This is a genomic window from Rathayibacter sp. AY1F3 (assembly GCF_002931975.1).
Taxonomy (GTDB): domain Bacteria; phylum Actinomycetota; class Actinomycetes; order Actinomycetales; family Microbacteriaceae; genus Rathayibacter.
The window spans coordinates 164206-185759 of sequence record NZ_PSVF01000002.1 but is presented as its reverse complement, the minus strand read 5'-3'; the positions used below and the strand labels follow the sequence as shown (position 1 = coordinate 185759).

Here is a 21554-nt window from a genome sequence, read left to right as displayed (position 1 = left end):
GTTCTGGGCGGCGGTGGTGCAGCCGGGCCGTGCGCTCAGATCCAGCCGCGCTCGCGGGCCTCGATCACCGCGCGCTGGCGGGTGTCGACGTCGAGCTTGCGGAGGATCGACGAGACGTGATTGCGGACGGTGCCGGAGGAGAGGTGCAGAGCCGCGCCGATCTCGCCGATCGTCTCGCCGCGGGAGCCGGCGCTGAGCACGTCGAGCTCCCGGTCGGTCAGCGGGCTGCGCGTGTTCGCCAGGGCGTCGGCGGCGATCTCCGGATCGACGTAGCGGCGTCCGCTCGCGACCTGACGGATCACCTCGGCGACGTCCTCGACCCGGCGCGACTTCGGCAGGAAGCCGCTGACGCCCGCTCCCAGCGCTCGCCGCAGGACCCCCGGCCGCGCGTGCCGGGTGACGACCACGACCCGCGTCGCGGAGACCCGGCGCAGCCGCTCCGCCGCCTCGATCCCGTCGAGCCCGGGCATCTCGACGTCGAACAGGCACACGTCGGGCTGCAGGCGCAGCGCCTCCGCGACCGCCTGCTCGCCGTCGCGGCACTCGCCCACGATCTCGAGGTCCTCCTCGAGGCGGAGGAGCGCGGCCAGCGCCGTGCGGATCATGTCCTCGTCGTCGGCGATCAGCACCCGGATCACGAGTCGCTCCCCACCGGCAGGCGCGCGTCCAGCTCGAAGGAGCGGCGGACCGCCCCGGCGCGCAGCGTCCCGCCCGCGCGCTCGACCCGCTCCGCCATGCCGAGGACGCCCGAGCCGGTCCCGTCCGCCTCCTCCGCGTCCGGTGCCAGGTCGTTCACCGCCTCGAACCGCCACTCGTCCTGCTCCCGCGCGAGCCGCAGCCGCGCGCTCGAGCCGCCGCCGTGCTTGAGGATGTTGGTCGTCGTCTCGCGGACCACCGGCCCGAGCGTCTCCGCCGGCGCGTGGGACGCCGCCGGGTCGACCTCGAGCTCGACGCGGAGCCCGGCCGAGCGGAGCAGGTCGGCGGCGTTGGCCAGCTCGTCGACGAGCGGGACGCTGCGGAAGCGCGTCGCCAGCTCGCGGGTGCCGGTGCGGGCGCCGTCGACCGAGCGCTGGGCGGCGCGCAGCTGCTCGAGAGCGGCCTCCGGGTCGCTGCCGAGGAGGCGCTCGGCGAGCTCGAGCTGCAGCGCGATCACCTGGAGGTGGTGGCCCTGGAGGTCGTGCACGTCGCCGGCGAGCAGCAGGCGCTCCTGCGCGGCGGCGAGCCGGCCCTCGGCGGCGCGCGCCCGGTCGAGCTCGCGGACGATGTCCCACCACCACAGCGCGCTGACGACCGTCAGGGGCAGCAGCGTCGCGAACAGCAGGAGGGTCGAGAGCGCGGCCGACGCGTCCGGCGCCGCGCGCGTCTGCTCGAGCACCGCCGCGACCGCGAGGACGATCGTGCAGAGCACCATCACCCGGAGCCGCACCCCGCTCTGCCAGGGCAGCACGGCGACCAGGGTCGCGGCGAGCGAGAGTCCGAGCGCGAGGCTCCCGGCGGCCGTGCCGGTGAGCGCCGCGGCCGCCACTCCGAGGCAGAAGACCAGGGTCGGCACAGCCCGGAGGCGCACCGGGCCCTCGCGGTCGGCGCGCCGGTACGCGAGCGCGGTCGGCGAGAACACCGCGACCCAGGCGGCCGCGCCCAGGAAGTAGGCGCCCTTCCGCCACTCCTCGGCCTCGGCGCTCAGCACCGCCACGGACCAGACGGCCAGGACGATCACTACGAAGGAGGCGGCCGACGCGAGGGTGTACCACCAGGTCACGGCGACGCCGCGGCCCGCGCGCACGGGCGGATCCGCCTCGGTCGAGTTCACCATGCGGCCCAGGCTACGACCATGACACTTGTCACCCCTCGGGCCGTCGATCCTCCCGGGAAGCGGTGACCCGGCGGCACTGCCGCAGCGGGCGCGGACACGGTCGGATGGAGGAGTCCCGAGAGCCGGGGCCACGATCCGGAAGGCACGACCATGACGATCATCAGCGACGCGATCCTCGGATTCCAGGACCTGATCGGCCGCGTTCCCGAGCTCGTGCAGCCCCTCGTCGTCGCCGGGGCCGGGGCCGTCCCCTTCATCGAGGGAGAGGGAGCGGCGAGCATCGGGATCATCGGCGGCATCCACCCGGTCGTCGCCGGGCTTGCGGGGGCGATCGGCAACTTCGTCTGCGTGGCGCTGCTCGTGCTGCTGGGCACCGGCGTCCGCTCGGCGATCACGGGCCGCTCGGAGGCGAAGCGGACGACTCCGCGGCGCGAGAAGTTCCAGCGGGCCTTCACCCGCTACGGCGTCCCGGGCGTGAGCCTGCTGGGGCCGCTGCTGCTCCCGACGCACTTCACCGCGGTGATGCTGGCGGGCGCCGGAGTCGGCCGAGGGCGGATCCTGCTCTGGCAGGGCGTCGCGATCGCGCTGTGGACGACGGTGCTGACGGTGATCGTCGGGCTCGCGGTCTCGGGCGCGACGCAGGCGGGCTGAGCGGGCCGGACACGGTCCTGAAGCGTGCGACCCCGGTGGCGCAGAGGCGTCCGCGCCATCGGTCAGCGCCGGATGCGCCGTCCCGGTCCGCCGTCCGGGTCCGCCGGGCCGGCGGACTGCAGGTGGGTGTGCAGGCGGATGAGGGTGTCGCGCAGCCGGGTCTTGACGGTGCCGAGCGGGATCGACAGCTCCTCCGCGATCTCGGAGTGGCTGTACCCGCGGACGTAGGCGAGGTAGAGGACGTCGTGGTGGATGGCGGCGAGCTGCCGGATCGCGCCGGCCGCGGGCGCCAGGGCCAGCCGGACGTCCGAGCGCTCCCACTCGTGATCGCGCGGCCGGTCGAGGACCGTGTACTGCAGCTCCCGGCGCCGCGCCGACCGGTCCGCCCGGGCGCGGTCCACGGCACGGCGGTGCGCGACCTGGGCCAGGAAGGCGAGCACGGGACGGCCCGGGTCGAGCGAGCGCGCGGTGCGCCAGAGCTCGAGGTAGACCTCCTGCGCGACCTCCTCGGCTGCGGCGCGGTCGTCGAGCACGGCGTCCGCGACGGAGACGACCCGGCCCGCGGTGAGCGAGTAGAGCTGCCGGAAGGCGGTCCGGTCGCCCGCGCAGACCCGCAGCAGCAGGGCCGCTGACCGCGCAGGGCTGTCCCCGGGCTCACGCCGCTTGCCCGTCATCGTCGACACAGGGCTCAGCCTGGCACCGCGGACGCGCTCCTCCCGGGGTCGCCCCCTGTGAGGTGGCCCCCGTTAGAGGCTCACTTTCACAGGAGTCCGCCGATGCGCGCCGCATGTCCGCCGATGCGCGGCCCCGGTCGCGCGCGGGGCCCGTGCGGCGGCGTCGACGGACTCGGCCGCCCGCCCGTCAGGCGGCGACGCGCGCGTTCGACTGCGCGAGGAGCGCGACCGAGCGCAGGCGCGCCTCCGTCTGCAGCGACGCGTGGGCGACGATGACCTCGTCGGCGTCGGCGGAGCGGGCGAAGTCGGCGGTGTAGTCGGCCACCTGGTCGCCGGTGCCGACACCGGTGTAGGTGGTCATGCTCGCGACGTGGGCGCCGATCGGGGCGCTGAGCAGGGCGTCGAGCTCCTCGTCGTCGAAGGTCTGGCCGACGGGGATCTGCCCGCTCTGGCGCAGCAGCATCATCAGGCGGGCGCGCTTCATCTGCGCGAACTGCTCCTGCGCGTCCTCCTCGGTGTCGGCGGCGATGGCGTTCATCCCGGCGATCACGTAGGGCGCGTCGAGCTGCTCGGAGGGGCGGAAGCCGCGGCGGTACTCCGCGACGGCCTGGTGCAGCGCGTCCGGAGCGAAGTGCGAGGCGAACGCGTACGGCAGGCCCAGCGCGGCCGCGAGCTGCGCGCCGAAGAGCGAGGAGCCGAGGATGTAGAGGGGGACGCGGGTGCCGGCACCGGGCGTCGCGCTCACTCCGGGGATGCGGGACTCGCCGGCGAGGAAGGCCTGCAGCTCCAGCACGTCCTGCGGGAAGCGCTCGGAGGAGTCGGGGTCGCGGCGGAGCGCGCGGAAGGTCGCCTGGTCGCTGCCGGGGGCGCGGCCGAGCCCGAGGTCGATCCGGCCCGGGTGCAGCGTCTCGAGGGTGCCGAACTGCTCGGCGATGGTGAGCGGGGAGTGGTTCGGCAGCATGACGCCGCCGGAGCCGAGGCGGATCGTGGAGGTCTGCGAGGCGACGTGCGCGATGAGCACCGAGGTCGCGCTGGACGCGATGCTCGCCATGTTGTGGTGCTCGGCGTACCAGACGCGGCGGTAGCCGTTCCGCTCGGCCTCCTGGGCCAGGGCGACGGAGGCGGCGAAGCTGTCGCGAGCGGTCTCACCGGGGGCGATGGGGGCGAGGTCGAGGATGGAGAGGGGAACGCTCATGGTGAGGGCAACGCCCGCGACGGCTCCGGTGTTCCCGTCGCGGGCGCCTTCCTCACGCCTCGGGGATGTCGCGGCCGTACGCCTCCAGCGTCACGGCCTCGGGCTCCGGTCCGCCGCGCACGCCGGCCTCGAGGGCGTCGATCCGGGCGAGCTCCGAGCCGGAGAGCGCGAAGTCGAACACGTCGATGTTCTCGGCGATGCGCTCGGGGCGGGTCGACTTCGGGATGACCTGGCGGCCCTCCTGCAGGTGCCAGCGGAGCATCACCTGCGCGGCCGTCTTCCCGTACTTGGCGCCGAGCTCGAGGAGCACCGGGTCGTCGAAGCTGCGGCGCGGGGAGTCGCGGTAGGCGGTGATGCCGCCGATCGGCGACCAGGCCTGGGTGAGGATGTCGTTCTCGCAGCCGAACCGCTCGACCCGCCGCTGCTGGAAGTACGGGTGCACCTCGAGCTGGTTCACCGCGGGGACGACGTCGGTCTCGGCGAGCAGGCGGGTGAGGTGCTCGACCATGAAGTTGCTCACGCCGATCGCCCGCACCCTCCCGTCGGCGAGCAGCCGTTCGAGCGCCCTGTAGGCGTCGAGGGTGCGATCGAAGGCCTCGGGCAGGGCCTGGTGCAGGATCAGCAGGTCGATCCGCTCGACGCCGAGCTTGCCCGCGCTCTTGTCGAAGGCGTGCAGCGTCTCGTCGTAGCCGTAGTCGCTGATCCACACCTTCGTCTCGAGGAAGACGTCGTCGCGGCCGGCGATCGCCTCGCCCACCTCGCGCTCGTTGCCGTAGGCCGCCGCCGTGTCGATGTGCCGGTACCCCGCGTCGAGCGCGGCGGCGACGGCGGCGCGGGTCTCGTCGGGCGGAGTCTGGAAGACGCCGAGTCCGAGGGCGGGGATCTCGACACCGTTGTGGAGAGTGAACGTGTTCATGAGCCCACGCTACGTCCGCAGACGCCGAGTCGCCCGAGAAGCCGCGCGCGACTCCTCAGGCGACCCCGTCGCTCCGGCCCTGTTCAGCCGTCGATCGGCAGCAGGATCCCCTTCACCGTCTCGTCCGTGGCGAGGAACTCCTGCACGGCCGGGTCCTGGAAGGCCTGGACGAGCTTCTTCACGTTCTCGGTGTCGCGGTACTTCGAGCCGATGGTGAGCTGCCCGGCGAAGTCGTCGGGGGCCTGCGGGGCGAAGATCTGCTGCTCGATCGGGATGCCGGCGGCGAGGTAGTACTCGGTGTAGCCGACGGCCGCGTCGAGGTCCGGCAGCGCGCGCGACTGGGCGGCGAAGTCGAGCAGGGTGAACTGCAGGTTCTTCGGGTTCTCGGCGATGTCGTCCTGGGTCGCGGTGCCCGGCTCCGTGCCCGGCTTCAGCGTGATCAGGCCGGCGTTCTGCAGCAGCCAGAGGCCCTGCGCCTCGTTGGCGGGGTCGGAGTAGAGCGAGACCGTGCCGCCGTCGGGGATCTGGGAGACGTCGGAGTACTTGTCGCTCCAGAGCCCGAAGCCCCAGCGGAAGACGGGGGTGGCCGCCTCCTCCTCGAAGTCGGGGTTGGCCTCGAGCACCTGTCCCAGCCAGAGCTTGTGCTGGTAGACCGTGGCCGCGACCTCGCCCTCGCTCACCGCGCGGTTGATGGTGTTGCTGTCCGAGAGCCCCTTGAAGGCGACGGTGATGCCGTAGCGCGGCGCCACCTCCTTCGCGACGAAGTCGACCAGGGCCTGCTCGGAGGCATTGCCCTCGGCGGTCGCGACGTAGAGCGTCGCGCCCTCCTGCTCGTTGGCCGAGACGGCGGGGGAGAGGAGCGGGACGGCGATCGCGGAGGCGACGCCGACCACGACGACGGCCGCTCCGGCGATCCAGGGCCAGCGGCGCTTCTTCTTGAGATCGAATCCGAGGTCGTCGGGAGTGGACATGGCGGTGCCTTTCGAAGAGGGGGTGCGCGGGCGCGCGGGAGGGGCGCCCGAGGGCGCAGGAGGAGGAGTGGTGGTTCTAGACGGCGGCCGCGACCCGCGGCGCTCGCCGCGAGCGGGAGGCGCCGGGCGTGGTTGCGCGGACGAGGGCGTCGCCGGTGAGCTGCACGGTCGCGACGGTGGCGACCAGGATCACGATGGTGGCGAGCATGACGGTGGTGTCGAAGCGCTGGTAGCCGTAGGTCACCGCGACGTAGCCGATGCCGCCGGCGCCGATCGTGCCGGCGATCGCCGAGTACTCGATCATCGCGATCGTGTTGATCGTCAGGCCGCCGATGATCTGCGGCACCGCCTCGCTCAGCTGGGCGGTCCGCATCACCTGCAGCCGCGACGCTCCGGAGGCGCGGGCGACGCGGGTGAGCGAGAGCGGCACGCTGCGCAGCGCGTTCTCGACGATGCGGGTGAAGAAGGCGACCCCCGCGATCGACATCGGCACGACGGCCGCCGCGATCCCGATGTTGGTGCCGGTGATCAGGCGCGTGAACGGCATGATCGACGCCATCAGGATGAGGAACGGCAGCGAGCGGCCGACGCTGATGACGGCGCTGAGCACCTGGTGGGCGGCCCGGTTCTCGGCCAGCCCGCCCGGAGCGAGGTTGTGCACGAGAGCGCCCAGCGGCACGCCGACCAGCACCACGATCGCCATGACGATGCCGACCATGATCAGCGTCTCGCCGAGCGCCGGCAGCACCAGCGCGGGGATCTGCTCGAGCGGGACCTTGTTGTCGAGGTGGAGGATCACGCCGCCACCTCCTCGGCGAGGACGCGCACGCCGGCGGGCCGGACCGACAGGCCGAGCTCGGCCGCCGCACGGGTGAGCCGCGCCTCGTCGACCGGGCCGAGCCCGATCGTCGCGTGGCCGACCGCCTGCCCGTCCACCGTCTCGATCGCCGCGCCGAGCAGCGCGACCGGGCCGACCGCCTCCGCGAGCCGGGTGACCCAGTCGGTCGGCACTCCGGAGCGGGAGTAGCCCACCACCCATTCGCCCAGACCCGGGCCGGGCGCGACGGAGGGGCGCACCGGGTTGAGGGCGAGGCCGAGCGGGGACGCGGGGTCGCGCAGCAGGTCGACGAGACGGCCCGACTCCACGATGCGGCCGTGGTCGAGGCGGGCGACGGAGTCGGCCACCTGGCGCACCGTCTCCATCTCGTGGGTGATGAAGAGGATCGAGAGGCCCAGGTCGTCGCGCAGCTCCTTCAGGAGCGTGGTGATCGCGGTGGTCGAGGCGGGGTCGAGGCCCGAGGTGGCCTCGTCCGAGAGCAGCACCGAGGGGCGGAGGGCGAGCGCGCGGGCGATGCCGACGCGCTGGCGCTGACCGCCGGAGAGCTGGTGCGGGTAGTAGCGCGCGCGGTCCGAGAGGCCGACGCGCTCGAGCAGCTCCGCGACGCGCCGCTTCGTCTCGGCGGCGGTGACGCCGAGGTACTCCAGCGGCAGGGCCACGTTCTGCTCGGCCGTGCGGCGGCTGAAGAGTCCGTCGGACTGGAAGACGGTGCCGATGCGGCGGCGGGCGACGCGCAGCCGCTCCTCCGAGAGCTGCGAGAGCGCCTCCCCGTTGACGACGACCGTGCCCGAGGTGGGCCGCTCGAGGAGGTTCACGCAGGCGGCGAGCGTGCTCTTGCCCGCACCGCTCGGGCCGACGACGGCGAAGATCTCGCCGGTCGCGACCGAGAAGTCGAGGCGGTCGAGAACGGTCGCCGGACCGTACGACTTGCTGAGCTGCTCGAGCCGGATCATCGCGTTCCTTCGGACGGGTCGGGCGGCCGCGGCCTCTCCGCGTCGTCCCGGACACGATGATGGAGCACCGCGGTCCCGCCCGTCCCGGCCCGCGTCGCCCGGCGTAACCCTTCGTCGCCGGGCGTAACACGGCGCGGGGCGGAGGGGGTCGCTCACGCCGGTCCCGCCGCTGCCGGGCGCGGCAGGGCGCTCCCGTTCAGCTCGCGGCGGCCGCCGCGCGGGGGCTCTCGGCGCTCGCCTCGCGGTCGAAGCGCTCGCGGCTGAAGACCTGGTCGGCTGTCGTCAGGGCGAGGCCGATCACGCCGGCCAGCTCGCCCAGGTCCGATGTGTGGATGGTCAGGTGCCGCGTGGCGAGCGGGTGGGTGCGCAGGTAGACGCGCTCGCGCAGGCCCGACATCAGCACCTCGCCGCAGTCGCCGAGCTGGCCCGAGATCACGATGGTCCGCGGGTTGAGGATGTTGACGAGGTCGGCGACCGCCTCGCCGAGGACGCGGCCGGCCTGGCGCACGGCCTGGGTGGCGCGCATGTCGCCGCGGAGCACGCGGGCCGTGACGTCGGCGACGTGCTTGATCGAGGGGTCGTCGGCCGAGAGGTCGCGGACGAGGGCCCAGCCGCTCGCGTACGCCTCCACGCAGCCGGCGTTGCCGCAGCGGCAGGGCAGCGGATCCGCGTCGACCGTGCCCGTGACCGCGCGGGTGTGGCCGATGTCGCCGGCCGCGCCGACGGCTCCGCGGATCGTCGCTCCGTTGAAGACGAGGCCCGAGCCGATGCCGGTGCCGAGCTTCAGGCTGATCAGGTTGTCGGAGCCGTGGTGGCGCGACTCGGCGAGGGCGCGGGCGTTCGCGTCGTTCTCGATGACGACCTGCACGCCCTCGTACGGCTCGGCGAAGTAGCCGGCGATGTCGAAGTCGTCCCAGCCGGTCATGATCGGCGGGTTGCGCACGCGCCCGGCGGCGAACTCGACCGGCCCCGGGACTCCGACGCCGATGCCGGCGACCGCGTCGCCCTGCTGCAGCCGCTCGAACGCGGCGATCACCAGCGAGAGCACGGCGTCCGGTCCCTCCCAGACGTCGACGACGCCGCTCTCGTGGCGGAGGGGGGTGCCGCGCAGGTCGCAGGCGGCGGCGACGAACCCGCTCGCTCCGATGTCGGCGGTGAGGAACACCGTGCCGACGAGGTTCATCGCGAACATGCTCGAGGGGCGCCCGCCGGTCGACTCGCCGCCGGTGGTGGGGGCGATCAGGCCGAGCTCCACGAGGGTCGCCAGGCGCTGGTTGACGGTGGAGCGGGAGAGCCCCGTCTGCTCCATCACCGCGTTGCGCGAGACCTCGCCCTGCTCGCGGAACAGCGCGAGGACGTCGGCCACGTGCGAACCGGCCTCGCCGGTGGAGTACGCCTTCATCGCTCCCCCTCTTGTCACGGTCAGCGTACATGCCTGCCGACGGGAAACCTGAAGTTCCCCGACTTTCGTATTGCGATAACGCGAAAGCCCCGGTAGTTTTCACACACCGGCACGCAGTGGTGCCACTGATCCTCAAGGATGACGATGAACCGCACAGCACGCCGCCTCCTCCCGGTTCTCGCACCGGTCGGCGCCCTCGCACTCCTCCTCACCGGCTGCGCCTCGGGTGGCGACACCGCCGCCGGCGGCTCCGGATCGACCAAGGTCGCCGCGGTCATCAAGGGCCTCGACAACCCCTTCTTCCAGGCGATGGAGAACGGCATCGAGGACACCGCGAAGGACGACTCCGTGGACGTCTCGGTGCAGGCCGCCGCCGACATCGGCGACACCACCGGCCAGGCCGACAAGCTCACCACCGTCGCCGGCCAGGACTTCGGCTGCCTCATCGTCAACCCGATCAGCGGCACGAACCTGGTGCAGGCCCTCGCCTCCGCCACCGGCAAGACGATCGTCAACATCGACAGCCCGCTCGACCCCGACGCGGTCGAGGCAGCGAACCTCGACGTCACCACCTACATCGGCACCGACAACGAGGCCGCCGGCGGCAAGGCCGGCGACTTCCTCCTGCAGCAGCTGCCCGCCGGCTCCGAGGTCGCCGTCATCGGCGGAGTCTCGGGAGACGTCACCAGCGCCGCCCGCGTCGACGGCTTCACCGCCGCGATCGGCTCCGACCTCACCGTCGTCCAGGAGGCCGCGGCCGACTGGAAGCGCGAGGTCGCGCTGACCAAGGCGACCGACATCCTCGCCGCCAACCCCGACGTGAAGGCGTTCTTCGCCGCGAACGACGACATGGGCCTCGGCATCGTCAAGGCCGTCGAGAACGCGGGCCTCACCGGCTCCGTGCAGGTGGTCAGCGTCGACGGCAACGAGGACGCGCTGCAGTCGGTGAAGGACGGCGGCCTCACCGCCACCGTCGCCCAGTACCCCTACGCGATCGGCCAGCTCGGCGTGCAGGCGTGCGAGGCCGTCGGCGCCGGCGAGGAGATCCCCGCCGAGATCGAGTCGCCCACCGCGCTCGTGACCTCCGAGACCGCGGAGCAGGCCCTCGGCGCCTTCCCCCAGCCGTTCGAGGAGTTCGACAACCCGCTCGCCGCGCTCGTCCCCAGCAAGTAGGACCTCCCGCCCATGGCAACCCAGGAAGCGACCATGACCTCAGTCACCGCCCGACCCCCGGCCAGCGCCTCCCCGCTGCTGGCGAACCTCCGTCAGCTCAGCTTCTGGGCCGAGAACGCCGCACCGATCGGGCTCGTCGCCCTGGTGATCGTGTTCTCGATCGCGACGCCGACGTTCCTCAGCCTCGGCAACATCAAGGCGATGCTCGTCGCCGCCGCGATCCTGGTCATCCTCTCGATCGGCCAGTCCTTCGTCATCACCACCGGCGGCATCGACCTCTCGATCTCGGCGACGATGACCGTCGGAGCGGTCGGCTTCGGCATCGGCTGGAGCGCCGGCTGGGGCTTCTGGCTCTCGGCGCTCGCGGCCCTGCTCTTCGCGGGGCTGATCGGAGTGATCAACGGCTTCCTGATCGCGAAGGGCAAGGTCACCGACTTCATCGCGACACTGGGCACGCTCTCGGTGGCGACCGGCCTCGCGCTGATCATCTCCGACGGCAAGCCGATCACGGTCGGCAGCCCCGAGCTGCTCCGCCTCACCACCGGCTCGATCGGGATCATCGGCTACCCGATCATCCTGGCCGCGGTCATCGGAGTCGTCGCCTGGGTCGTCATGTTCCGCACCCGCTTCGGCCTGCACGTGCAGGCGGTCGGCGGCAACGAGGAGAGCGCGGTCGCCAACGGCATCAAGGCCGGACGCGTGCGCATCGCGGTGTACATCATCGCCGCGGTCCTCGCCGGAGTCGGCTCGCTCCTCCTCGTCGCCCGCGTCGGCGCCGCGGAGCCGGCCATCAACACGCAGTACCTGCTCAACTCCATCGCGGCCGTCGTGCTCGGCGGAGTGAGCCTCACCGGCGGCAAGGCCAAGATCGTCGGCCCGATCATCGGAGCGTTCCTCCTGACCGCGCTGACCAACGGCCTGACCCTGCTCGGCGTCTCGCAGTTCTACCAGCCCCTCGCCGTCGGCCTGGTGGTCGTGCTCGCCGCCCTCATCACCCGCTACCAGAAGAAGTGAGCCCAGCCATGACCAGCGACATCCTGCTCGAAGCGCGGGACATCAAGAAGTCCTTCGGCGGCGTCCACGCTCTCAAGGGAGCGTCGATGTCGATGCGCCGCGGCGAGATCACCGCCCTGATCGGCGACAACGGCGCGGGCAAGTCCACCCTCGTCCGCTGCCTCTCCGGAGTGCACCCCGCCGACTCCGGCACCATCACCCTCGACGGCGACGTGGTGCACTTCACCACTCCGCTCGGCGCCCGGGACGGCGGCATCGAGACGGTGCACCAGACCCTCGCCCTGGTCGAGGACCTGACCGTGTGGCAGAACTTCTTCCTCGGCCGGGAGCTCACCAAGGGCGTGCCCGGGGTGCGGTTCCTCGACCGGACGCAGATGAAGAAGACGGCCCAGGAGCTGCTCGGCGACCTCGCCGTGAACGTCCCGCCGGTCACCAGCAAGGTCCGCCGCCTTTCGGGCGGCCAGCGCCAGGCGGTCGCGATCGCCCGGGCCGCGGGCTGGGGCAGCAAGATCGTGATCATGGACGAGCCGACCGCGGCGCTCGGCGTCCAGGAGACGGCGCGCGTCGAGAAGATCATCCTCAAGCTGCGCGACGCCGGAGTGGCCGTGCTGCTGATCAGCCACAACTTCGACCAGGTGATGCGCCTGAGCGACCAGGTGTGGGTGATGCGCGCGGGCCTCGCCGTCGCCGGCCGCCGCACCGCCGAGACCAGCGGCGACGAGCTCGTCTCGCTGATCACGGGCGCGAAGGCCGCCTGATGCACCCCGAGTTCCTGCACCGCGGGAGCACGGAGCGCTCGTCGCCGATCGGGGTCCACGCGGGCCTGCTCGTCGGCGACTGGACGCCGGAGTCGGGGCGCCGCGCGATCGGCGCCGCCGCCTCGATCGGCTTCGACCTGATCGAGATCCCGGCTCCCGCCGACCCCGACGCCTCCGCGTGGACCGCCGACCTGCTCGACGAGCACAGGATCGACGCGGTCGTCTCGCTCGCGCTGGACGCCGACTCCGACATCACGGACCAGGCCACGGCCGGCCGCGGCGAGGAGCGGCTCCTGGCGGCCGTGCGGTTCGCCGAGGCGATCGGCGCGCGGTACGTCGGCGGAGTCACCTACTCGGCCATGCGCAAGTACGAGCACGCGGCCGACGCGGCTGCCCGCTCGCGCTCGCTCGACGTGCTGCGGAGGGTCGCCGCGGCCGCCGCTCCCGCCGGCGTCGTCGTAGGAGCGGAGTACGTGAACCGCTACGAGAGCAACCTGCTGAACACGGCCGCCCAGACCGCCGCGTTCCTGCGCGAGCTCGACGCGCCGAACGTGCTCCTGCATCTCGACACGTTCCACGCCCACCTCGAGGAGGTCGACCTCGCGAGCGCCGTCCGCGACGCCGGCGACCTGCTCGGCTACCTCCACGCCTCCGAGAACCACCGCGGAGGGCTGGGCACCGGGAGCACCGACTGGACCGGGCTCGCGGCGGCGCTCGCCGACTCCGGCTACCGCGGCCCGCTCACCCTCGAGAGCTTCTCGCCCGCCGTCCAGCCCCCGGCCTCGGCCGAGGGCATGGGCCTCTGGCGCGAGCTCTGGCACGACCCCGTCGCCCTCGCGACCTCCGGTCACGCGTTCCTCGCGGACCTGCTCGACACCGACCCCGCGGCCCGACGCCGCCCCTGAACCTCTCGAACCAAGGAGCACCACCATGACCACGAACCCTCTCGGAGTGCACGCCCTCGTCTTCGCCGGCGGCACCACCCCCGACGAAGTGACCGCGACGATCGAGCAGACCAAGGCGGCCGGATTCGACCTGCTGGAGCTCTCGCTGCACGACGTGCAGAACCTCGACACCGCCTCCGCCCGCGCCGCCCTCGAGGCGAACGACCTCGGCATCGTCTGCTCGCGCGGCCTCGCCTTCTCGGCCGACGTCTCCAGCGACGACCCGGAGGTGGTGGCGCGCGGCGCGAAGCTGCTCGCCGACTCCCTCGAGACCACCCACGCGCTCGGCGGCACCCACTTCACCGGCGCCCTCTACAGCGCGCTCGGGAAGTACAGCGCGCCCCTCTCGGCCGCGGGCCGCGCGAACGTCGTCTCGGTGCTGACCGACCTCGCCGCCGAGGCTGCGACGAAGGGCATGACCCTCGGCCTCGAGATCTGCAACCGCTACGAGACCAACGTCATCAACACCGCCGCGGACGCCCTGCGCCTCGCCGACGACATCGGCGCCGACAACGTCCTGATCCACCTGGACACGTACCACATGAACATCGAGGAGGACGACTTCTTCCGCCCGGTGCTGCTGGTCGGGGATCGTCTCGGGTATGTCCACATCGGCGAGAACCACCGCGGCTACCTCGGCAGCGGCCACCTCGACTTCACGACGTTCTTCCACGCCCTCGCCGCGATCGACTACCGCGGACCCATCACCTTCGAGTCCTTCTCGTCGGCCGTCGTCTCGCCGACCCTCTCGAACGACCTCGCCGTGTGGCGGAACCTCTGGAACGACGGCCCCGCGCTCGCCCGCCACGCCCACGGCTTCCTGGTGAACGCGCTGGAGAGCAGCCGTGGCGAGGCCTGAGACCGAGGTCGCGCCCGACGCGGTGCGGCCCGGCCTCGACGAGCTGGCCGGGCGCGCGCTCGCGCTGACCTCGCCGGGCCGCCGTGCGATCGTCGCGATCGCCGGCAGCCCCGGCGCCGGCAAGACCACGCTCGCCCGGGCCGTGGTCGCCCGCGCGAACGAGCTCGCGGGGGAGGGGACCGCTGCCTTCGTGCCGATGGACGGCTTCCACCTCGCCAACGCCACGCTCGACGAGCTCGGCCGCCACGACCGCAAGGGCGCCCTCGACACGTTCGACGGCTGGGGCTTCCTCGCCCTGGTGCGGAGGCTGCGCGCCGAGACCGACCACGTCGTCTACGCGCCCACCTTCGAGCGCACCGTCGACGAGGGAGTGGCCGGCGCGCTGGCCGTGCACCCCTCCGCCTCGCTCGTCGTGCTGGAGGGCAACTACCTCCTCGTCGACGAGGGCCCGTGGGCGCTGCTGCGCGCCGAGTTCGACGAGGCCTGGTTCTGCGCGACTCCCGAGACCGAGCGCTTCGAGCGCCTGGTCGACCGCCACGTCTCCTTCGGCCGCGCCCCCGAGGCGGCCTCCGCCTGGGCCTCCGAGGTCGACGGGCGGAACGCGCAGCTGATCGAGGCCACCCGCGACCGCGCCGACCTGATCGTGTCGGGAACGGCGGCGGGGGTGGTCTGACGCCGGACGTGGCGGAGGAGCGGTCGGCTTCGGGGCGCGACGTGGGCTCTCGGGCGTGTCCGGCCGGTCGATCGGTGGGACGACGGAGGACCCGTCGCCCGGCGGATGCGGTCTCGACGGGTCGGGTGCCAGGCTCGAGGGATGGACGACTCGACACGGAACTCCTCGGAACAGCCCGCTCCCACTATCCCGCCGGCCGCTGCGCCCCTCGGAGCCGGGCAGCCGCCCCTCCCCGTCGCTCTCCTCCTCCTGCTGCGGCGGAGCGACGGGCGGCCCGCGGCTTCGTCGGGCGCTCTCGACACCGTCCTGGCCGCCTCCGTCCTCGCGGAGCTCTCCCTCCGGCGGCGCGTCGAGGTGGACGCCGGAGTCGTCGCCCTCGGGCCGGAGCGGTCGGCGCTCGGGGACGCCGTGCTCGACGGGGCACTCGGGTGGATCGCAGCGGAGCGAGCACCGCGCAGCGTCTCCTGGTGGATCGCCCGCCTCACTCGGAGGGAGCTGCATGCCGCCCTCCTCGAGCGGGTCGCCGCCGTGGAGCCGGCGGAGGACGAGCGGCTGCGGATCCGGGTCGCCGAGGTCCTCGCGGCTCGGACGGCGCCCCTTCCGTCGGACGCGGCGCTCATCGGCCTGCTCGACGCGGCCGGAGCGCTCTCGCCGAGGCCCGGCATCCCGGACCGGCAGGCGATCCGGTCGCTCGCGGCGCAGCACTGGGCAGGGCCGGCGGCCGCCGCCGTCCTCGCGGGAACCGCCGCGAGCGTCACGGGAGCCGCGGTGATCGCGGCGACGACGACGGTCACGATCACCGGCATGTGATCCGATGCGTGTGACTCGCTGAAGCCGCGCGCCCCTACTCCGCCGGGTAGTCGGGCGCGACGAAGACGCAGAACGGGTGGCCGGCCGGATCGGCGAGGACGTGGAGCGCCTCCTCCGGGTCCTCGCTCCTGTCCTCGATCAGCTCGGCGCCGAGAGCGAGCGCCCGGGTCTTCTGCCGGTCGAGCTCGTCGGCGTCCGCGACCATGAAGTCGAGGTGCAGCTGCTGCGGGACGGGCCCCTCCGGCCAGGTCGCGCGCGGCAGGGCGGCCACCCGCTGGAACGTGAGCTTCGCGCCGTCGGCGGTGACGATCGCGACCCACTCCGCCTCGTCGTCGGAGCCGTCCGCGGGCGGCTCGTCGCCGGGGCGGTACTCGCCGCCGAGCAGGGCGAGGTAGAAGGCGGAGAGGGCGCGGGCGTCCTCCGTGTCGAGGACGACCTGGCGCAGGCGCATGCGGGCAGGGTACCGCCGGACGAGCACTGGAGGGGGATCACGTGCTGTGCGGAACGGCTGCGGCGGGCCGGGCGTCCGCGGGTCGCGCGCCGACGTCGGCTGAGAAGGGGCTCCCCGCCCCGACACGGCGGGCCGCCTCTCAGCGGAGGTCGTGCAGCTCTCTCGCTCCCGACCGCGCGGCCCTGCCACTCCGCGCCCGCTTCCTCAACCCCTCCCGGCTCCCGGGCTCGCGCCAGGGCCCGGCGCGTACTGTGGCCGCTGACTCACGACGGCTACGAGGGAGACACCATGACGGAGCAGATCGGAATCCCCGAGGCCGCGGCACTGGGGAGCGAGCGGCGGAGCATCGCAATCCTCGGAGCGGGCGGCGACCTCACCGAGCGGCTGCTGCTGCCGGGCCTGGGCCGGGTGGCCGAGCTCGCGCGCGACCTCGAGCTCACGCTGATCGGCGCGGCGCGCACGCCCCAGACCGACGAGGAGTGGCAGGGCCTCGTCCGCCGCAGCCTCGAGGCGGCCGGAGTCGCCGCGCACACGGTCGAGGCCCTCGCGTCACGGGCGCGCTTCGTCGCCACCGACGCCTCCGACCCGGAGCAGCTGAAGGCCCTCCTCGACGCCTGCCCGTCGACCCCGGTGCTCTACGTCGCCCTGCCGCCTGCGATGGGGCACAAGGTCGCCGCCTCGCTCGCCGAGCTCGACCTCCCCGAGGAGCTGGTCGTCGCCATCGAGAAGCCGTTCGGCGAGGACCTCGACGACGCGATCGCCCTCAACGCGGCGTTCGCGAAGGTCCTCCCCGAGAGCCGCCTCTGGCGCATCGACCACTTCCTCGGCAACGCGACCGTGCTGGGGATGCTGGGCCTGCGGTTCGGCAACAGCATGCTCGAGGCGAGCTGGAGCGCCGAGTGGATCGAGAAGGTCGAGATCGTCTACGACGAGACGCTCGGCATCGAGGGCCGCGCGGCCTTCTACGAGAAGACCGGCGCGCTGCGCGACATGCTGCAGAGCCACCTCCTGATGGTGCTCGCGCTGACCACGATGGAGCGCCCCGACGAGGTCGCGCCCGACGAGGTCCACGCGCGCATGGCCGAGGTGCTCGGCGCCGTGCGGCTCTGGCGCGACGACCCCTCCTCCGCCCGCCGAGCCCGCTACACCGAGGGCCGCGTCGACGGCCGCTTCTTCCCCTCCTACGTCGACGAGCCCGACGTCGACCCCGAGACCGGCACCGAGACCCTCGCGCAGCTGCTGCTCCAGGTCGACACCCCGCGCTGGGCGGGCGTCCCCTTCGTCCTCCGCTCCGGCAAGGCGATCGGCGACCCGCGCCGAGAGGTGGCGATCCACTTCCGCGCCGCCACGCCCCCGCGCGGCCTGCAGGCGGTCGAGGGCGACGCCGGGACGGTCCTCCGGATCGGCCTCAAGGGCGGCGACGTCAGCCTCGACCTGGTCGTGAACAGCGCCGACGAGCTGACCGATCTCGAGCGCACAACCCTGACGGCGCAGCCCGGCGCGGCCACGCTCGACCCCTACGCGCAGGTCCTCGCCGGGATCCTGCAGGGCGACACCCTGCTCTCGGTCCCGGGCGACGTGGCCGAGCAGTGCTGGCGCATCATCACTCCGGTGCTCTCCGCCTGGGCCGCGGGCGACGCTCCACTGGACGAGTACGAGGCGGGGAGCGCGGGGCCCGAGGGCTGGTGAGCTCGCGGTGAGGCGCGCGGGCTGAAGCGCGAGAGCTGAAGCGTCGGCGTGAGGCCGTGTCGGCTCCGCCGGCGCCGGACACGTTGCCGCCCGCCCGGCTCCGGTCGCTCCGCTGCTGCCCGCTCCGCTGCTGTCCGTCCCGCGTCGGCACCCCCGCCCGTTGACCCTCCCGCCCGTTGACCCTCCCGCCGGGGGAGACGGGATGCTGGAGGCATGTTGGGCATCGGGGAGTACGCAGGCATCACGGGTCTGAGCGTGAAGGCGCTCCGGCACTACGACGAGAAGGGCGTGCTGGTCCCGGCGGATGTCGACGAGCGGTCGTCGTACCGCCGGTACGCCGACGCGCAGGTCCGGGCCGGAGTCGTGATCAGCGCCCTCCGGAGCGCGGGGGTGCCGCTGCCCGAGGTCGCGGCGGCGACTCGAGCCGGCACCGCGGCGGAGGCGCTGCAGGCGCATCGGGAGCGCGTGCTCGCGGAGCGGGAGCAGGAGGACCGGGCGTTCGAGGCCGCCGAAGTGGCGCTGCGAGCGCTCGCCGTGCCGGTCGAGGTCGCCGAGCGGACGATGCCGGCGCAGCCCTACGTCGGCCAGGTCCTCACGATCGCCCTGGACGAGGCCGACGGGCCGGGCGACGACGAGGCGAACGAGATCTTCGGCGCGCTCGCCACTCGAGTGCACGCGGCAGGGCTCGGGCCGACGGGACGTTTCTGGACGGCGCTCCGGGCGGGCGAGCGGAGTTCGGCGGAGCTCGTCTGCTGCTGGCCGACGTCGGCGGAGGCGGAGGGCGACCTCGCCGATCTCGCCGCGATCCTCCCGGCGCGCACCGAGCTGGTCGCCACCTGGCGGCCTCGCGACGGGGAGGAACTGCCCGAGGGGACCCTGCATCCGGCGATCGTCGCGCTCTTCGACGCCGCCGGAGACCGCGGCCTCCGGCTCGACGGGGTCGAGGTGCGGCAGACGGTGCTGGGGGAGGGGCCCGAGGACGTGGCGGTCGAGGTGTCGCTGACCGTCGCGGGGTGAGCGGAGGGCGGGAGACGCCTCAGGTGGGCCGAGTGTCAGCGCTCGAGGACCGGCTCGGCAGGACCGGCTCCTCAGGACCGAGCGGAGGCGGGTGTGGCGCCGTCCGGCCGATCCCGCGCCACTTCGTGCCGCGGTCCGGGCCGTCTCCGTAGGCTCCGACGCATGACGAGCGGAGTCGAGGCCGGAGTCCATCGCGGTGACGAGCGGACGGTCCTCGACCGCCCGTGGTTCGCGGTCGCGGCCTCCCTGGTCTTCGCCTTCGGCTGGCTGGTGGTCCCCGGCGTCGGCTGGCTGATCGGCGCCGTCGCCGTTCTCTGCAGTTCGGCGTGGACGCGGTCCGAAAAGGGATCGGCGCTGGCGATCCCGCTGGTCGCGGCCGCTCTGGTCGGCAGCGGGGTCGGGCTCTTCTACGGTCTGCACGGCGCGCCGAGCTCCAGCCTGACGACGTGGACGGCGGTGGGTGCCGGGATGCTGGCGGGAGGCGCGGCGACTGCGCTTCTGGGGGTCCGACTGTGCGCTCGGGCACTCCGCCGGCCGGAGGAGTCCGCTGGGGGCTCGCTCTCGGCAGCTGCCCCGGCCTCGGGCGCGCACGACGTCGGCTGAGAGGAGGGGCGTGGGCTCCTGAGGGAGGCCGCCCTGTCTCAGCGGAGGTTGTGCGGCCGCTCGCCGGCCCCGCTCGCGTCGTAGCGGAGCCGCACCAGCTCAGAGCCCGGCAGAACCGTCGCGTCGAGGAGGCGCAGCCCGTGCTGCGGCGCCCCGGAGTAGAGCGGCGTCCCGCCGCCCGCGAGTCCGGCGCCGACGAGGACGATCAGCTCGTCCACCAGGCCCTGCTCGAGGAGCGGATTCCAGGTGGTGCCGCTGCCGAACATCAGCAGGTCGCCCCCGTCGCCCTGCTTGAGCAGCTCGATCTCGGCCGGACCCTGCTTCCGCGGCACGATCCGGGTGGTGGCGGCCCACGGCGCCTCCGGATCGGGAGCCAGGGAGTCGCTGATCACCAGCGCGTCGAGCGACGTGACCAGCCGCGCGGTCTCGTGCTCCCGCTCGCCCGCCGTCCCGTCCGCGGCGACGGCGCTCCAGCTGTCCCAGTTGTCGCGGAACCAGCGGCCGCCGTAGACGAGCGTCCCCGCGCGGCGCAGCAGCTCGAGGTTGTGGTCGTTGAACGCGTCCTCGAACGGCAGCGCCGAGAGGTCGTGCCCGGGCCCCTCGAAGCGGCCGTCGAGCGAGGTGAGGACGGAGACGACGAGCCTGCTCATGCGGGGGATGCTACTCAGGCGGGGGTGCCGGGTGAAGGGGTGCGACCGTGCCCCGCACCCCTCCTCACATCGCCGCTCCTAGCGCGTCCCGCAGCGTCGCCCGCGCCCGCGCGTGCCGACTCCGCACGGTCGCGGCGCGGAGGGACAGGATCTCGGCCGCCTCGGTGAGGGAGAAGCCGTCCCAGTAGACGAGGGTGATGATCTCCTGGTCGACGGGCTTCAGCTGCGCGATCGCGGCGCGGACGTCCTCCGCCGCGTCGTCGGCGGGTGCGGGCGGAGTGATGCGGAGCTCCTCCGCCAGCCGCTCGACGAGCGCGCTCCTCCGGGTCGCGGTGCGGCGCTGGCCCGAGAGCACCCGCCGCGCGACGCCGAACGCCCACATCCGCGCGCGCGTCTCGTCCTCGGGGATCGACCGCTCCTTCCGCCAGAGGATCAGGAGGGTGTCGCTGAGGAGATCCGCGGCGTCCTCGGGGCTCGCCGTCCGCCGTGCGAAGTAGCGGAGCAGGTCCGGCGCCTCCCGCTCGACCAGGGCCGTGATCTCGGCCTCCCGGTCGCGCGCGGGGGAGCGGACGACGCTGCGCGCCATGGACGGCGCCGCCTCGCCGGCGCTCATCACAGCTCTCCCGTGCAGTCGGTGCTGCCGCCCAGGCCGCCGTCGCCCTCGACGATCACGCCCTCGGGGATCGTGTCGAGGATGTGGTCGTCCGCGGCGGTTATCCAGGCCCGCCAGCGGATCGTCTCCTCCGAGAGGCCGGGGCCGTCGCTGTTCATGTCCGAGGCCAGCCAGGCGGGATCGGTCGTGTAGGCGAGCGCGTCGTCGTGGATCCGCTGGCCGACGCCGCTCCAGTCCTGCGCGCGGAGGTAGTCGGTCGCGGAGGTGGTGACCTCGCGGTAGTCGATCTCTCCGTTGAAGTAGTCGATCGAGCACGACACCGCTGCGCCGGAGTCGGTGGTGTAGCTGATCGGGATCGTGAAGTCGGGGACCGAGCGGACGTCGGTGCCGGCGCTGGTCGCCAGCACGAGACCCGGGACGAGGAGGACGGGAGCCGCCAGCCACCACGCCCTCGACCGCGCGGGACGGCGGGGCGCGCGTTCGCGGGTCTCGGCGATCACGGCGCGGAGGGCGGTGCGGACGCCGGGCGCCCGGTCGTCGGTCGCGGGGTCGCTGCGGGAGAGCAGGTCGTCGAGTGTGGGTCGCGTCATCGGGTCCATCCTTCGTCGGTCGGGCGTCTACCGAGTACGTGGCCGGGTGGGGCCCGAGCGTTGCACGGGACTGACGGGAGGAGTGAGCCGAGGCGGTCGCGCGTGCTCACTTCTTAGAACTCCTTCGCGAGGACCCGTCAAAAGGCGCCATATTCGGCTTCACCCCGGTCCTTTTCTCATCGGTTATGGCCCCGACAAGGGGGGCTCACTTCTCTATGGCGAGAGGGAGGCCGACCTATACGTTCATCTTCGGAAGCCCGCGGGGAATGCGTGCTCCCCTCCGGAGTCTGGGGCCTC

The 21554-nt window shown here is 73.2% G+C and carries 24 protein-coding genes; 11 read left to right on the top strand and 13 right to left on the bottom strand.

Annotated elements, in window-relative coordinates; translation table 11 throughout:
• Nucleotides 1-35: 35 nt before the first annotated feature.
• Both C5C39_RS02640 and C5C39_RS02635 read right to left on the bottom strand, forming a co-directional pair.
• The gene (locus C5C39_RS02640) at nucleotides 36-638 is read right to left on the bottom strand and encodes a response regulator transcription factor (RefSeq protein WP_104237744.1); all 603 of its coding nucleotides are present in this window, start codon (nucleotides 636-638) and stop codon (nucleotides 36-38) included.
• Nucleotides 635-1813 carry a sensor histidine kinase gene (locus C5C39_RS02635; protein WP_104348546.1) on the bottom strand — a complete coding sequence of 393 codons (1179 nt, stop codon included), beginning with the start codon at nucleotides 1811-1813 and terminating at the stop codon, nucleotides 635-637. Before C5C39_RS02635 ends, C5C39_RS02640 begins: the two co-directional genes overlap by 4 nt.
• Before the next feature lie 150 nt (nucleotides 1814-1963).
• Here C5C39_RS02635 and C5C39_RS02630 point away from each other — a divergent pair, with 150 nt between their 5' ends.
• Nucleotides 1964-2464, top strand: coding sequence for a small multidrug efflux protein (locus C5C39_RS02630; RefSeq protein ID WP_104352611.1), 501 nt, complete (start codon nucleotides 1964-1966; stop codon nucleotides 2462-2464).
• A 62-nt stretch (nucleotides 2465-2526) separates the two neighbouring features.
• On the opposite strand, the gene C5C39_RS02625 is transcribed toward C5C39_RS02630, so the two are convergent.
• The 7 genes from C5C39_RS02625 to C5C39_RS02595 all read right to left on the bottom strand — a co-directional run bounded on the left by C5C39_RS02625 (nucleotide 2527) and on the right by C5C39_RS02595 (nucleotide 9413).
• On the bottom strand, nucleotides 2527-3138 hold the full coding sequence (locus C5C39_RS02625) for a sigma-70 family RNA polymerase sigma factor (protein ID WP_258067745.1): 612 nt from the start codon (nucleotides 3136-3138) through the stop codon (nucleotides 2527-2529).
• A gap of 187 nt (nucleotides 3139-3325) precedes the next feature.
• Nucleotides 3326-4333, bottom strand: a complete 1008-nt coding sequence (locus tag C5C39_RS02620) for an LLM class flavin-dependent oxidoreductase (protein ID WP_104260887.1) — start codon at nucleotides 4331-4333, stop codon at nucleotides 3326-3328.
• A gap of 52 nt (nucleotides 4334-4385) precedes the next feature.
• On the bottom strand, nucleotides 4386-5249 hold the full coding sequence (locus tag C5C39_RS02615; RefSeq protein ID WP_104222706.1) for an aldo/keto reductase: 864 nt from the start codon (nucleotides 5247-5249) through the stop codon (nucleotides 4386-4388).
• Between the two features lie 83 nt (nucleotides 5250-5332).
• Entirely contained in the window at nucleotides 5333-6220 is an 888-nt protein-coding gene (locus tag C5C39_RS02610) for a MetQ/NlpA family ABC transporter substrate-binding protein (RefSeq protein WP_104257783.1), read from the bottom strand.
• A gap of 76 nt (nucleotides 6221-6296) precedes the next feature.
• On the bottom strand, nucleotides 6297-7019 hold the full coding sequence (locus tag C5C39_RS02605; protein ID WP_258075754.1) for a methionine ABC transporter permease: 723 nt from the start codon (nucleotides 7017-7019) through the stop codon (nucleotides 6297-6299).
• The gene (locus tag C5C39_RS02600; RefSeq protein ID WP_104256583.1) at nucleotides 7016-8011 is read right to left on the bottom strand and encodes a methionine ABC transporter ATP-binding protein; all 996 of its coding nucleotides are present in this window, start codon (nucleotides 8009-8011) and stop codon (nucleotides 7016-7018) included. The genes C5C39_RS02605 and C5C39_RS02600 overlap by 4 nt, the downstream gene beginning before the upstream one ends.
• 196 nt (nucleotides 8012-8207) lie before the next feature.
• Nucleotides 8208-9413, bottom strand: coding sequence for an ROK family transcriptional regulator (locus tag C5C39_RS02595; RefSeq protein WP_104352610.1), 1206 nt, complete (start codon nucleotides 9411-9413; stop codon nucleotides 8208-8210).
• Between the two features lie 144 nt (nucleotides 9414-9557).
• Here C5C39_RS02595 and C5C39_RS02590 point away from each other — a divergent pair, with 144 nt between their 5' ends.
• The 7 genes from C5C39_RS02590 (at nucleotide 9558) to C5C39_RS02560 (ending at nucleotide 15644) form a co-directional block, all read left to right on the top strand.
• On the top strand, nucleotides 9558-10586 hold the full coding sequence (locus C5C39_RS02590; RefSeq protein ID WP_104222713.1) for a substrate-binding domain-containing protein: 1029 nt from the start codon (nucleotides 9558-9560) through the stop codon (nucleotides 10584-10586).
• Nucleotides 10587-10619: 33 nt separating this feature from the next.
• Entirely contained in the window at nucleotides 10620-11600 is a 981-nt protein-coding gene (locus C5C39_RS02585) for an ABC transporter permease (protein ID WP_104352609.1), read from the top strand.
• 8 nt (nucleotides 11601-11608) lie between these two features.
• Entirely contained in the window at nucleotides 11609-12358 is a 750-nt protein-coding gene (locus C5C39_RS02580) for an ATP-binding cassette domain-containing protein (protein ID WP_104222715.1), read from the top strand.
• Entirely contained in the window at nucleotides 12358-13263 is a 906-nt protein-coding gene (locus C5C39_RS02575) for a sugar phosphate isomerase/epimerase (protein ID WP_104352608.1), read from the top strand. Before C5C39_RS02580 ends, C5C39_RS02575 begins: the two co-directional genes overlap by 1 nt.
• Nucleotides 13264-13288: 25 nt before the next feature.
• Nucleotides 13289-14161: a sugar phosphate isomerase/epimerase gene (locus C5C39_RS02570; protein ID WP_104222717.1), complete on the top strand. Its 873-nt coding sequence runs from the start codon at nucleotides 13289-13291 to the stop codon at nucleotides 14159-14161.
• Entirely contained in the window at nucleotides 14148-14834 is a 687-nt protein-coding gene (locus C5C39_RS02565; protein WP_219813309.1) for a nucleoside/nucleotide kinase family protein, read from the top strand. Before C5C39_RS02570 ends, C5C39_RS02565 begins: the two co-directional genes overlap by 14 nt.
• 141 nt (nucleotides 14835-14975) lie before the next feature.
• Nucleotides 14976-15644, top strand: a complete 669-nt coding sequence (locus C5C39_RS02560; protein WP_181136299.1) for a GPP34 family phosphoprotein — start codon at nucleotides 14976-14978, stop codon at nucleotides 15642-15644.
• A 34-nt stretch (nucleotides 15645-15678) separates the two neighbouring features.
• Here the strand turns inward: C5C39_RS02560 and C5C39_RS02555 are convergent, their stop codons facing one another.
• Nucleotides 15679-16095 carry a VOC family protein gene (locus C5C39_RS02555; protein WP_104239613.1) on the bottom strand — a complete coding sequence of 139 codons (417 nt, stop codon included), beginning with the start codon at nucleotides 16093-16095 and terminating at the stop codon, nucleotides 15679-15681.
• Nucleotides 16096-16383: 288 nt separating this feature from the next.
• Between C5C39_RS02555 and C5C39_RS02550 the strand changes: the two genes are divergently transcribed.
• The 3 genes from C5C39_RS02550 (at nucleotide 16384) to C5C39_RS02540 (ending at nucleotide 19404) form a co-directional block, all read left to right on the top strand.
• On the top strand, nucleotides 16384-17784 hold the full coding sequence (locus tag C5C39_RS02550; RefSeq protein ID WP_104352606.1) for a glucose-6-phosphate dehydrogenase: 1401 nt from the start codon (nucleotides 16384-16386) through the stop codon (nucleotides 17782-17784).
• Between the two features lie 213 nt (nucleotides 17785-17997).
• Nucleotides 17998-18801 (top strand): MerR family transcriptional regulator, encoded by an 804-nt coding sequence (locus tag C5C39_RS02545; RefSeq protein ID WP_104352605.1) that lies wholly within the window; start codon nucleotides 17998-18000, stop codon nucleotides 18799-18801.
• 162 nt (nucleotides 18802-18963) lie between these two features.
• Nucleotides 18964-19404: a hypothetical protein gene (locus tag C5C39_RS02540; protein WP_104352604.1), complete on the top strand. Its 441-nt coding sequence runs from the start codon at nucleotides 18964-18966 to the stop codon at nucleotides 19402-19404.
• A gap of 38 nt (nucleotides 19405-19442) precedes the next feature.
• Here C5C39_RS02540 and C5C39_RS02535 read toward each other — a convergent pair whose 3' ends face one another.
• The 3 genes from C5C39_RS02535 to C5C39_RS02525 all read right to left on the bottom strand — a co-directional run bounded on the left by C5C39_RS02535 (nucleotide 19443) and on the right by C5C39_RS02525 (nucleotide 21257).
• Nucleotides 19443-20054 (bottom strand): dihydrofolate reductase family protein, encoded by a 612-nt coding sequence (locus C5C39_RS02535; protein ID WP_104352603.1) that lies wholly within the window; start codon nucleotides 20052-20054, stop codon nucleotides 19443-19445.
• Between the two features lie 64 nt (nucleotides 20055-20118).
• Entirely contained in the window at nucleotides 20119-20667 is a 549-nt protein-coding gene (locus C5C39_RS02530; protein ID WP_219813308.1) for an RNA polymerase sigma factor, read from the bottom strand.
• The gene (locus C5C39_RS02525) at nucleotides 20667-21257 is read right to left on the bottom strand and encodes a hypothetical protein (RefSeq protein ID WP_104352602.1); all 591 of its coding nucleotides are present in this window, start codon (nucleotides 21255-21257) and stop codon (nucleotides 20667-20669) included. The genes C5C39_RS02530 and C5C39_RS02525 overlap by 1 nt, the downstream gene beginning before the upstream one ends.
• Between the last annotated feature and the right edge of the window lie 297 nt (nucleotides 21258-21554).

What these genes read in the sequence shown, in the direction of transcription:
- C5C39_RS02525 (WP_104352602.1), bottom strand. Translation starts at nt 21,257, where the DNA reads ATGACGCGACCCACACTCGACGACCTGCTCTCCCGCAGCGACCCCGCG.
- C5C39_RS02535 (WP_104352603.1), bottom strand. Translation starts at nt 20,054, where the DNA reads ATGAGCAGGCTCGTCGTCTCCGTCCTCACCTCGCTCGACGGCCGCTTC.
- C5C39_RS02570 (WP_104222717.1), top strand. Translation starts at nt 13,289, where the DNA reads ATGACCACGAACCCTCTCGGAGTGCACGCCCTCGTCTTCGCCGGCGGC.
- C5C39_RS02625 (WP_258067745.1), bottom strand. Translation starts at nt 3,138, where the DNA reads ATGACGGGCAAGCGGCGTGAGCCCGGGGACAGCCCTGCGCGGTCAGCG.
- C5C39_RS02600 (WP_104256583.1), bottom strand. Translation starts at nt 8,011, where the DNA reads ATGATCCGGCTCGAGCAGCTCAGCAAGTCGTACGGTCCGGCGACCGTT.
- C5C39_RS02580 (WP_104222715.1), top strand. Translation starts at nt 11,609, where the DNA reads ATGACCAGCGACATCCTGCTCGAAGCGCGGGACATCAAGAAGTCCTTC.
- C5C39_RS02575 (WP_104352608.1), top strand. Translation starts at nt 12,358, where the DNA reads ATGCACCCCGAGTTCCTGCACCGCGGGAGCACGGAGCGCTCGTCGCCG.
- C5C39_RS02560 (WP_181136299.1), top strand. Translation starts at nt 14,976, where the DNA reads ATGGACGACTCGACACGGAACTCCTCGGAACAGCCCGCTCCCACTATC.
- C5C39_RS02620 (WP_104260887.1), bottom strand. Translation starts at nt 4,333, where the DNA reads ATGAGCGTTCCCCTCTCCATCCTCGACCTCGCCCCCATCGCCCCCGGT.
- C5C39_RS02635 (WP_104348546.1), bottom strand. Translation starts at nt 1,813, where the DNA reads ATGGTGAACTCGACCGAGGCGGATCCGCCCGTGCGCGCGGGCCGCGGC.
- C5C39_RS02545 (WP_104352605.1), top strand. Translation starts at nt 17,998, where the DNA reads ATGTTGGGCATCGGGGAGTACGCAGGCATCACGGGTCTGAGCGTGAAG.
- C5C39_RS02590 (WP_104222713.1), top strand. Translation starts at nt 9,558, where the DNA reads ATGAACCGCACAGCACGCCGCCTCCTCCCGGTTCTCGCACCGGTCGGC.
- C5C39_RS02540 (WP_104352604.1), top strand. Translation starts at nt 18,964, where the DNA reads ATGACGAGCGGAGTCGAGGCCGGAGTCCATCGCGGTGACGAGCGGACG.
- C5C39_RS02555 (WP_104239613.1), bottom strand. Translation starts at nt 16,095, where the DNA reads ATGCGCCTGCGCCAGGTCGTCCTCGACACGGAGGACGCCCGCGCCCTC.
- C5C39_RS02550 (WP_104352606.1), top strand. Translation starts at nt 16,384, where the DNA reads ATGACGGAGCAGATCGGAATCCCCGAGGCCGCGGCACTGGGGAGCGAG.
- C5C39_RS02630 (WP_104352611.1), top strand. Translation starts at nt 1,964, where the DNA reads ATGACGATCATCAGCGACGCGATCCTCGGATTCCAGGACCTGATCGGC.
- C5C39_RS02610 (WP_104257783.1), bottom strand. Translation starts at nt 6,220, where the DNA reads ATGTCCACTCCCGACGACCTCGGATTCGATCTCAAGAAGAAGCGCCGC.
- C5C39_RS02615 (WP_104222706.1), bottom strand. Translation starts at nt 5,249, where the DNA reads ATGAACACGTTCACTCTCCACAACGGTGTCGAGATCCCCGCCCTCGGA.
- C5C39_RS02530 (WP_219813308.1), bottom strand. Translation starts at nt 20,667, where the DNA reads ATGAGCGCCGGCGAGGCGGCGCCGTCCATGGCGCGCAGCGTCGTCCGC.
- C5C39_RS02585 (WP_104352609.1), top strand. Translation starts at nt 10,620, where the DNA reads ATGACCTCAGTCACCGCCCGACCCCCGGCCAGCGCCTCCCCGCTGCTG.
- C5C39_RS02595 (WP_104352610.1), bottom strand. Translation starts at nt 9,413, where the DNA reads ATGAAGGCGTACTCCACCGGCGAGGCCGGTTCGCACGTGGCCGACGTC.